Genomic DNA, 8,162 nt, shown 5'->3' on the forward strand with positions numbered 1-8,162 from the left:
CTCTACAGCACGGCCAGGGGGAGGGCGGTGGGGTGGACGGGGGCGGGGAGGTCGGAGGCGCCGGTGAGGTAGGCGTCGACGGCGTGGGCGACGGAGCGGCCTTCGGCGATGGCCCAGACCACAAGGGAAGCGCCGCGGTGGGCGTCGCCGCAGACGAAGACGCCGGGGGTGGTGGTCTGCCAGTCGGGGCCGCAGCTGAGGGTGCCGCGGGGGGTGAGGGTGAGGTCGAGGCCGGCCAGGAGCGGCATGTGCTCGACGCCGTCGAAGCCGATGGCGAGCAGGACGAGGTCGGCGGGCAGCTCCTCGAGCTGGTCGCCGACCGGGGTGACGGTGCGCAGGCCGGTGGCGGGATCCTTGGTGACGGTGACCTGGCGCAGGCGCACCGCGCGCACGTGTCCCGCGGAGTCGCCGACGAACTCCTCGACGGAGACGGCGAAGCGGCGCTCGCCCGCCTCCTCGTGCGCCGGGTAGGTGCGCAGGATCCAGGGCCAGACCGGCCACGGAGACCGCTCGTCGTCGCGCTCGTCGGGCGGGCGGGGGTAGATGTCCAGCTGGGTGACCGACAACGCCCCCTGACGGGTGGCGGTGCCGTAGCAGTCGGCGCCGGTGTCGCCGCCGCCGATGATGATCACGTGCCTGCCGGCGGCGTCGATCGGGGTGGGGCCGTCGCCCTCGCACTCGCGGTTGGCGGGGACGAGGTGCTCCATGGCGAGGTGGACGCCGGACAGGGAGCGGCCGGGCAACGTCGGGGCGTCGCGGCCGCGCAGCGCGCCGACCGCCAGGACCACGGCGTCGTAGGACGCGCGCAGCTCCTCGATGGACAGGTCGTGCGGCCCGGAGCCACCGACCTCGCAGCCGGTGACGAAGCGGGTGCCCTCGGCGCGCAGCTGGGCAAGGCGCCGGTCGAGGACCTTCTTCTCCATCTTGAACTCGGGGATGCCGTACCGGAGCAGACCGCCGAGGCGGTCGTCGCGCTCGTACACGGTCACCTCGTGGCCGGCCCTGGTCAGCTGCTGCGCGGCGGCCAGCCCGGCCGGGCCGGAGCCGACCACGGCGACCCGCTTGCCGGACGACACCGCAGCCGGGCGGGCCCCGACGAGGTCGCGTTCCCATGAGACGTCGGCGATCGCCTGCTCCACCCGCTTGATCGCCACGGCGCCGCCTGACTCGGGGCTGATCGCCAGGACGCAGGCGGCCTCGCACGGCGCCGGGCACAGGCGGCCGGTGAACTCCGGGAAGTTGTTCGTCGCATGGAGACGGTCGGAGGCCGACGCCCAGTCACCGCGGCGGACCAGGTCGTTCCACTCGGGAATGAGGTTGCCGAGCGGGCAGCCGGCGGATCCAGAGTGGCAGAACGGGATGCCGCAGTCCATGCACCTGGTGGCCTGGACGCGGACCTGACGGTCGCGCTCGGCCGGTTCCAGGTCGAGGTAGACCTCGTGCCAGTCGGCCAGCCGGTCTACTTTGGAGCGCTTGGGCGGATCCTGCCTCGGGTACTTCATGAAGCCGTTCGGGTCAGCCACGCGATGCCTCCATGACCGCCTCGTCCACGTCCCGGCCCTCGGCGCGGGCGATCCGCGCGGCCTCGAGCACACGTTGGTAGTCGCGCGGCATCACCTTGGTGAAGGCCGCCGCGCGGCGGGTCCAGTCGCCGAGCAGGGAGGCGGCGACGGCCGAGCCGGTGAGCAGGTGGTGCCTGGCGACGATCTCGCGCAGCCAGCGCAGGTCCTCGGCGTCGGGATGCTGCAGGTCCACCATGGCCTTGTTGACCAGCTTGCGGTTCAGGTCGAGCACATAGGCGATGCCGCCGGACATGCCGGCCGCGAGGTTGCGACCGGTGGGGCCGAGCACGACGGCGCGGCCGCCGGTCATGTACTCGAACGCGTGGTCGCCGACGCCCTCGGCGACCGCGACCGCGCCGGAGTTGCGGACGCAGAACCGTTCGCCGACCCGGCCGCGGAGGAACAGCTCGCCGCCGGTGGCGCCGTAAGCGATCACGTTGCCGGCGATCACCTGCTGCTCGGCGGCGAACGGGGACTCCGCCGGCGGTCGCATGACGATCCGCCCGCCGGAAAGGCCCTTGCCCACGTAGTCGTTGGCGTCGCCGATCAGGTCGAGCGTGATGCCGGGCGGCAGGAACGCGCCGAGCGACTGGCCGGCCGATCCGGTGAGCGTGATGTGGATGGTGTCCTCCGGCAGGCCGGCGCCGCCGTAGCGCCGGGTCACCTCGGAGCCGAGCAGCGTGCCGACGGTGCGGTTGACGTTGCGGATCGGCAGTTCCAGGCGCACCGGGTGGGCATCCTCAAGGGCCGCCTCGGCGAGCTGGATCAGCGTGCGGTCGAGGGCGTGGTCCAGGCCGTGGTCCTGGGCGCGGACCCGGCGGCGCGCGCCGCCGTACGGGTTCTCGGGCACCGCGAACACCGGGGTGAGGTCGAGGCCGCTTGCCTTCCAGTGCTCGACGGCCGCGTCGACGTCGAGCACCTCGGCGTGCCCGATCGCCTCGTCAAGGGTGCGGAAACCAAGCTGTGCCAACAGTTCCCGGACTTCCTGGGCGACGAACCGGAAGAAGTTGACCACGTGCTCGGCCTTGCCGGTGTACCGCCGGCGCAGCACCGGGTTCTGCGTGGCCACGCCGACCGGGCAGGTGTCCAAATGGCACACCCGCATCATCACGCAGCCGGCGACGATCAGCGGCGCGGTGGCGAAGCCGTACTCCTCGGCGCCGAGCAGCGCGGCGATCACCACGTCCCGCCCGGTCTTCATCGCGCCGTCCACCTGCACGGTGATCCGGTCCCGCAAACCGTTGAGCATCAACGTCTGCTGGGTCTCGGCGAGGCCGACCTCCCACGGGGTGCCGGCGTGCTTGAGCGAGTTCAGCGGCGAGGCGCCGGTGCCGCCGTCGTGCCCGGAGATGAGCACGACGTCCGCGTGCGCCTTGGACACGCCCGCGGCCACCGTGCCGACACCCACCTCGGACACCAGCTTGACGTGCACGCGGGCCTGCTCGTTGGCGTTCTTCAGGTCGTGGATGAGCTGGGCGAGGTCCTCGATGGAGTAGATGTCGTGGTGCGGCGGCGGGGAGATCAGCCCGACGCCTGCGGTGGAGTGCCGGGTGCGGGCGATCCACGGGTACACCTTGTTCGGCGGCAGCTGGCCGCCCTCCCCCGGCTTGGCGCCCTGCGCCATCTTGATCTGCAGATCGGTGGCGTTGACCAGATACTCGCTGGTGACGCCGAACCGTCCACTTGCGACCTGCTTGATGGCCGAGCGGCGCCGCGGGTCGTACAGCCGGTCGGCGTCCTCGCCGCCCTCGCCGGTGTTGGACCGGCCGCCGATCTCGTTCATCGCGATGGCCAGGGTCTCGTGCGCCTCGGCGCTGATCGAGCCGTAGGACATGGCCCCGGTGTTGAACCGGGTGAGGATCGACTCGACCGGCTCCACCTCGTCGAGCGGCACCGGGTCGCGGTCGCTGCGGAACCGGAACATGCCGCGCAGCGCGCCGCCCTCGCGGTTGAGCCGCTCGACCTCCTCGGTGTACTTGCGGTACACGTCGTCGCGACCGGTCTTGGTGGCGTGCTGCAGCAGGAAGACCGTCTCCGGGGTGAACAGGTGCAGCTCGCCCTCGCGCCGGTAGGCGTACTCGCCGCCCACCTCGAGGCGGCGGTGCTCGCGGTCGGTCGGGTTCTCCGGGTGCGCCCTGCGGTGCCGGGCGGCCACCTCCTCGGCGAGCACGTCCAGCCCGACACCGCCCAATTTGGACGTGGTGCCGGTGAAGTACTCGTCGAGCACGTCGTGCGCCAGCCCGAACGCCTCGAACACCTGCGCCGCGGTGTACGCGCCGACGGTGGAGATGCCCATCTTGGACATGATCTTGAGGACGCCCTTGACCAGAGCTGTGACGTAGTTGCGGATCGCTGTCCGCGGCTCGATGCCGGTGATCGCGCCCTGGCCGACCAGGTCCTCGATCGTCTCGAAGGCCAGGTACGGGTTCACCGCGGCGGCGCCGTAGCCGAGCAGCAGCGCGATGTGGTGCACCTCGCGGGCGTCACCGGTCTCCACGACCAGCGCCACGCGCAACCGCTCCTTGGTGCGCACCAGGTGGTGGTGCACCGCGGACACCAGCAGCAGCGAGGGAATCGGCGCCATCCGGTGGTCGGAGTCGCGATCGGACAGCACAAGCGTGCGCGCGCCGGCCGCGATCGCCTCGGAGGCCTCGCGGCGGACCCGCTCGATCGCCGCGGCCAGCGCGGCGCCGCCGCCGTCGACCTCGTAAAGTCCGGAGAGGACGGTGCAAGCGTAGCCGGGCAGGTCGCCGTCGTCGTTGACGTGGATCAGCTTGGCCAGCTCGTCGTTGTCGATGACCGGGTAGGGCAGCAGGATGTGCCGGCAGGAGGCCGGTCCCGGCTCGAGCAGGTTCTGCTCCGGTCCCATGATCCGCTGCACCGAGGTGACGATCTCCTCGCGGATGGCGTCCAGCGGCGGGTTGGTCACCTGGGCGAAGTTCTGCTTGAAGTAGTCGTAGAGCAGCCGGGACCGCTTGGACAGCGCCGCGGGCGGGGTGTCGGTGCCCATCGAGCCGATCGGCTCCGCCGCGGCCAGCGCCATCGGGGTGAGCAGGATCTTCAGCTCCTCCTCGGTGTAGCCGAAGGTGAGCTGGCGGCGCAGCACCGATTCGTGGGTCTGCACGATGTGGTCACGGTCGGGCAGGTCGGCCAGCTGCAGCAGCCCGGCGTGCACCCAGTCCGCGTAGGGCAGCTCGGCGGCCAGCTCGGCCTTGATCTCGTCGTCGTCGACGATCTTCCCGGCCGCGGTGTCCACGAGGAACATCCGGCCGGGCTGCAGCCGCCCCTTGGCCACCACTTGGTCCGGTGGGACGTCGAGCACGCCGGTCTCGCTGGCCAGCACCACCCGGTCGTCGGCAAGGCGCCACCAGCGCGCCGGGCGCAGGCCGTTGCGGTCCAGCACGGCGCCGACGAGCGTGCCGTCGCTGAACGTCACGCTGGCCGGGCCGTCCCACGGCTCCATCAGGCTGGAGTGGAACTGGTAGAACGCGCGGCGCCGCGGATCCATCGTGGTGTGGTTCTCCCACGCCTCCGGGATCATCATCAGCACCGCGTGCGGCAGGCTGCGGCCGCCGAGGTGCAGCAGCTCGAGCACCTCGTCGAAGGAGGCGGAGTCGGAGCCGTCGGGGTCGCAGATCGGGTAGAGCCGGGTGAGGTCGCCGGGGATCAGGTCGGAGGCGAGCAGCGCCTCGCGGGCCCGCATGCGGTTGCGGTTGCCCCGGATCGTGTTGATCTCCCCGTTGTGCGCGACGTAGCGGAACGGGTGGGCCAGCGGCCAGGACGGGAACGTGTTGGTGGAGAACCGGCTGTGTACCAGGGCTATAGCGCTGGTGAGCCGCTCGTCGGTCAGGTCGGGGAAGAACACGGGGAGCTGCGCGGTGGTCAGCATTCCCTTATAGACCATGGTGCGCGCGGACAGCGACGGGAAGTAGACGCCGCAGCCGGCCGCGACGCTGTCGTGCTCAACGCGCTTGCGCAGGCAGAGGGCGAGCCGGTCGAGCTCGATGCCGCTGGGACATCGACCGTTCGGGTTGGGCTGGGCGGTCACGAACGGCATCGCGAAGTGCGGCATGACCGACAGCGCCGTCGGTCCGACCTGGGCGATCTCCGGTGCCACCGGCACATCGCGCCAGCCGAGGAGGACGAGACCCTCTTCCTTGGCGATCCGCTCGACCAGCTCCACCGCCGCCGCCCGCTGCCCGAAGTCGGTTGGCAGCATCGCGATGCCGGTCGCATAGGTGTGCGCGCCCCGCTCGTCGGGCTCCGGGAGCGCGAAGTCGACCTCGGCGCGCAGCAGCGCGTCGGGCAGCTGCAGCAGGATGCCCGCGCCGTCGCCGCTGGTCGGCTCGGCCCCCGCCGCTCCGCGGTGCTCCAGGTTGGCCAGTGCCGTGAGCCCGTCCGCCACGATGCCGTGCGACTTGCGACCTCGGATGTCGGCGACCATCGCCACACCACAGGCGTCCCGCTCCAGGGCGGCGTCGTAGAGGCCCTGGTTCCCGGGGATGGCGGAGAAGATCACGCGTCGACCTCCCTCGTCGTCCTCGCGCTCAGCTCGGAATATCCGGTTTCTGGGCGCGGGACTCCGCTGGCCCGCGTGTTGACGTGAGCTTAACAGCCCCGAAACCTGCAGGCACCCGTCAAGCCACTGTTTCTCGGCCGTAGGCGTAACGCCGGGCGAGATCCACGCGATAAGGCGCTTCACATCTCCGTACGGCGCACGACGCGTGGTCTTCGAAGGATAGCTCGCGCTCCATACAGCCGCCTGGACCAGCGGTCGAAGGCCTTGACAACCGCGGGTGAGAGCGCTTTCATGACCGTAGTTTGTTGCTCGGACCAACAAACGCCCCTGCGCCTCAGGTTGACAAGGAGGTCACCCTGCCATGTCCGTCCCTGCCCTGTCCCCGCCGGCAACGGTCCGGCGACCCGGTCGACGGTGGTGGCTCGCGCTCGGCGCCGCCGGTGCGGCCCTCCTGATCACCGTCCCGCTCACGATGTCGGCGCGGGCGGCCGTGCCCCCGCCCCCGGCCGGCTACACCCTCGTCTGGGCCGACGACTTCAACGGCTCGGCCGGCACCCTGCCCTCCGGCGCCAACTGGATCTTCGACCTCGGCCACAGCTATCCCGGCGGTCCACCGAACTGGGGCACCGGCGAGATCCAGAGCTACACCAACAGCACGCAGAACGTCGCCCTCGACGGCGCCGGCAACCTGCGGATCACCCCGCGCCGCGACGGCGCCGGCAACTGGACCTCGGCGCGGATCGAGACGCAGCGCAGCAACTTCCGCCCACCGGCCGGTGGCGTGCTGCGGATCGAGGGGCGCATCCAGATGCCCAACGTGACCGGCCAGGCGGCGCTCGGCTACTGGCCGGCGTTCTGGGCGCTCGGCTCGCCGTACCGCGGGAACTTCCAGAACTGGCCCGGCATCGGCGAGTTCGACATCATGGAGAACGTCAACGGGATCAACTCCGTGTGGGGCGTGCTCCACTGTGGAGTGGCACCCGGCGGACCCTGCAACGAGTTCAACGGCATCGGCGCCAACCGGGCCTGCCCGGGATCGACCTGCCAGTCGGCCTTCCACACCTACCGGTTCGAGTGGGACACCAGCATCTCCCCCAACCAGTTCCGCTGGTACGTCGACGGGCAGCAGTACCACCAGGTCAGCCAGAACCAGGTGGACGCGGGCACGTGGAACAACATGACCGGCCACGCCGGCTACTTCATCCTGCTCAACGTCGCGATGGGCGGCTCCTTCCCCAACGGTGTGGCGGGAACCGGCACCCCGACCGCGGCGACGCAGCCGGGGGTTCCGATGGTCGTGGACTACGTCGCGGTGTGGACCCGCGGCGGCACCCCGCCACCACCGCCACCGCCGGGCGGGGGCGGCAGTGCGTACGGCACCCTGCAGGCGGAGAACTTCCAGCAGCAGTCCGGAATCGGTGTGGAGGCGTGCAGCGACACCGGTGGCGGGCAGAACATCGGCTGGGCGTCGAACGGCGACTGGGTTCGGTACAACGGAATCGACTTCGGCGCCACGCCCGCACGGCAGTTCAGCGCCCGGGTGGCCTCCGGCGCCGCGGGCGGGGTGAGCGGCCTGGTCGAGGTCCGGCTCGACAACGTCGACAACGCGCCCATCGGCAGCTTCGCCGTCGCCAACACCGGCGGCTGGCAGAGCTGGCGCACGGTACCGGCCAACATCAGCGCCGTCACCGGCGTGCACGACGTGTACCTCAGGTTCACCAGCGGCCAGCCGGCCGACTTCGTCAACGTCAACTGGTTCACGTTCGCCCACTAGGGAATCCGCCATGAAGCGCCACGACCTCATCGCGCTGACCGGGATTCTGGTCGCGGCGCTGACCATGGCGGCCGCGCTGCCGGCCCGGATGTTCACCTTCGTCAACAACAGCGGGCAGACCATCTGGGTCACCTCGCTCAGCAGTCCGGTCTGATCACCGAGTCCACAACGGACACCGACAGTGTTTTCTAGCTCGGGCAAGGCTGTGTTTTCTAGCTCGGGCAAGGCTGTGTTTTCTAGCTCGGGCAAGGCTGTGTTTTCTAGCTCGGGCAAGGCTGTGTTTTCTAGCTCGGGCAAGGCCGCCGGG

At 70.8% G+C, this 8,162-nt stretch carries 4 protein-coding genes; 2 read left to right on the forward strand and 2 right to left on the reverse strand.

What is annotated here, in order from left to right:
• Positions 1-2: 2 nt before the first annotated feature.
• Positions 3-1,523 carry a glutamate synthase subunit beta gene (locus VGX25_RS04315; RefSeq protein WP_326916265.1) on the reverse strand — a complete coding sequence of 507 codons (1,521 nt, stop codon included), beginning with the start codon at positions 1,521-1,523 and terminating at the stop codon, positions 3-5.
• The gene (gene gltB, locus VGX25_RS04320; RefSeq protein ID WP_326916266.1) at positions 1,516-6,081 is read right to left on the reverse strand and encodes a glutamate synthase large subunit; all 4,566 of its coding nucleotides are present in this window, start codon (positions 6,079-6,081) and stop codon (positions 1,516-1,518) included. Before gltB ends, VGX25_RS04315 begins: the two co-directional genes overlap by 8 nt.
• A 361-nt stretch (positions 6,082-6,442) precedes the next feature.
• Between gltB and VGX25_RS04325 the strand changes: the two genes are divergently transcribed.
• Both VGX25_RS04325 and VGX25_RS04330 read left to right on the forward strand, forming a co-directional pair.
• Positions 6,443-7,855 carry a glycoside hydrolase family 16 protein gene (locus tag VGX25_RS04325; protein ID WP_326916267.1) on the forward strand — a complete coding sequence of 471 codons (1,413 nt, stop codon included), beginning with the start codon at positions 6,443-6,445 and terminating at the stop codon, positions 7,853-7,855.
• A 10-nt stretch (positions 7,856-7,865) separates the two neighbouring features.
• Positions 7,866-8,009, forward strand: a complete 144-nt coding sequence (locus tag VGX25_RS04330; RefSeq protein WP_326916268.1) for a hypothetical protein — start codon at positions 7,866-7,868, stop codon at positions 8,007-8,009.
• Positions 8,010-8,162 lie beyond the last annotated feature (153 nt).

Source organism: Actinophytocola sp. (genome assembly GCF_035942955.1).
Lineage (GTDB): Bacteria > Actinomycetota > Actinomycetes > Mycobacteriales > Pseudonocardiaceae > DASYTH01.